The organism is Candidatus Synechococcus spongiarum SH4 (assembly GCF_000586015.1).
GTDB classification, from domain to species: Bacteria; Cyanobacteriota; Cyanobacteriia; order PCC-6307; family Cyanobiaceae; genus Synechococcus_B; species Synechococcus_B spongiarum_F.
The window spans coordinates 1-2,474 of the sequence record NZ_JENA01000236.1; the positions used below are offsets into that span (position 1 = coordinate 1).

Consider the following 2,474-nt stretch of genomic DNA (forward strand, 5'->3'; position numbering starts at 1 on the left):
GCTCCATGGGATCACTGCTGCCTGTTCAAGGATGCACCGGCTAAAATTCTGAACTGCACAGACGCCTCCGGGGCGCGTTGGGTCGCGTGGTTCATCGTTTCACTCTCACGACGCCGCTTTACTACGTCAACGACAAGCCCCACATCGGCAGTGTCTACACCACCTTGGCCGCAGACGCCGTGGCCCGCTGGCAGCGGCTCCAGGGGGATCAGGTGCGCCTGATTACCGGCTGTGACGAGCACGGCCTCAAGATCCAGCGCAGCGCCGCCGCCGCCGGTGTCCCCACCAGGGAGTACGTGGATCGCATGGCGGGGCATTTTGCGGCCCTCTGGCAACGCATCGGCATCAGCCACGACCGCTTTGTGCGCACCAGCGCCCCCCGGCACCAGCGGTTGGTTCACGAGTTTTACGAACGGGTGCGCAGCAACGGGCACATTCGCCTGGGGCAGCAACAGGGCTGGTATTGCGTCGCCTGTGAAGAGTTCAAGGACGTGAACGGCGAGGACGGCGGAACGCCCCGCTGTGACATCCATGATCGCCCGTTGGAATGGCGCGATGAGGAGAACCTGTTTTTCTGCCTCTCCCATTTCCAGGAGCCCATCGCCCGGCTTGTCGAGCGGGAATCTTTTGTTGGCCCCGCCAGCCGGCGGCGGGAGGTGCAGCGGTTTGTGGAGGCGGGGCTGCGGGACTTCTCCATCTCCCGGGTGGATCTGCCCTGGGGCATTCCCGTACCCCACCAGCCGGGGCACACCTTCTATGTGTGGTTTGACGCCCTGCTGGGCTACATCACCGCCCTGAGCGATCCGGACGGTCCCCAGGATCTGGCCACAGCCCTGGCCAGCGGCTGGCCGGCCCAGCTTCACTTGATTGGCAAGGACATCCTGCGGTTCCATGCGGTCTACTGGCCGGCCATGCTGCTGGCGGCGGATCTGCCCTTGCCGGAGCGGGTGTTCGGCCATGGCTTCCTCACCCGCGAGGGCCGCAAGATGGGCAAGACCCTGGGCAACACCCTGGATCCCGATGCCTTGTTTGCCAAGGTGGGGGTGGAGCCGGTGCGCTGGTATCTGCTGCGGAATATCCAGTTCGGCGAGGATGGAGACATCCAGCGGAAGCGCTTTCTGGATCTGGTGAACAACGACCTGGCCAACACCATCGGCAACCTGGTGAACCGCACCGTCTCCATGTCCCGCCGCTGGTTTGCGGACTGCGTTCCACCGGAAGGGGAGAAGGAGGATGCTTCCCCCCATCCCCTCGCCCCCGTGGCAACGGCCGCCACGGCCCGGGTGGGCCGGTGCTTTGCCCAACAGGACCTGCAGGGGGCCGCCATGGCAACCCTGGCCCTCGCCGAGGCCATCAACGGCCATTTGAGTGAGCAGGCCCCATGGAGCGCCATCAAGGATGTCAGCCGCAGGGCCGCGGTGGCGGCTGTGCTCTACGGGGTGTTGGAAGCCACCCGCCTGGTGGGTCTGTGTCTTCAACCCCTGACGCCGGAATTGTCCAACCGTCTGCTGATTCAACTGGGCTGTGAACCCCTGGACAGCCGCCATGGATTGCCTCCGGGGGCATGGGAGCAACTGGTGCGCTGGGGCGGTCTCCCCCACGGCCAACCCCTCCCGGAGGCATCGCCGCTGATGGCCCGGCTGGAGCTGGACGGTGACCTCTGAAGACTGGATCTCCAGCAGTTCCCCACTCACCGGGCTATTGGCGGTGGCCACGGGTTCCCTGCTTGTGGGCTGCGCGTCAACCGATCTGACGACGGTGTTGGGGCAACGGGCGCCCAACGAAGTGAAGGCGTTCACGTTGCAGCACCGTTCCGGTAACGGCGGGTTGAGCCTGTCCCTCAGCAGTCCCGGAGCTCGTCACGACTGGATCCGCAAAGCCTCCGTGGTGACCACGCCGGAAGCCCTCGTCCACCGCGATGGCGTCCCCGTCTACAGGATCCGTGCCCAGCGCGGTCTGCTTCTGGGCAACAACCGACTGATGCAGTTGGATGGAACGGTGGAACTGGTGCATCTCCAGGAACCGCCCACGGTGGCCACGGGTGAGCGGTTGCGCTGGGATACGCGCCAAGGCCGCATGACCATGACCGTCAACCTGACGGTGGCCCGTGAGCACATGGAAGTGACCGCTGAACGGAGCGAGCTGGATTTTGCCAGCAACGATCTTGTCTTCCGCAACCAAGTGGTTCTACTGGACCGCTCTCCCCAGGCCGACGGTCTGCGCCTTGAGGCCACAACGCTCCACTGGAACCTGGCCAGCGGTGAGATGATGGCGCCTGGCCTGGTGAAGGGTTGGCAGAACGACCCGGCCGGGGCGGTGCAGTTTGTGCAAGGGGTGGACCTGACGGGTAGCAGCCGGCGACGCTGGCTGGAGTTGCAGGCGCCTGTCCGCCTACAGACCCGGAGCGCCGGGCAATGGCGAGCCTATGGCCCCGTGCTCTGGCGGCTGGACCGGCAACAACTGGAAAGCCCGGC

2 protein-coding genes are annotated in these 2,474 nt (G+C 65.5%); both read left to right on the top strand.

Features of this window, described 5'->3' with window-relative positions; genetic code table 11:
• Nucleotides 1-86 precede the first annotated feature (86 nt).
• Nucleotides 87-1,664, top strand: a complete 1,578-nt coding sequence (metG, locus tag BG35_RS0109050; protein WP_034418256.1) for a methionine--tRNA ligase — start codon at nucleotides 87-89, stop codon at nucleotides 1,662-1,664.
• On the top strand, nucleotides 1,654-2,474 hold an 821-nt coding region (lptC, locus tag BG35_RS0109055), incomplete at its 3' end, for an LPS export ABC transporter periplasmic protein LptC (RefSeq protein ID WP_025782562.1). The genes metG and lptC, both read left to right, overlap by 11 nt.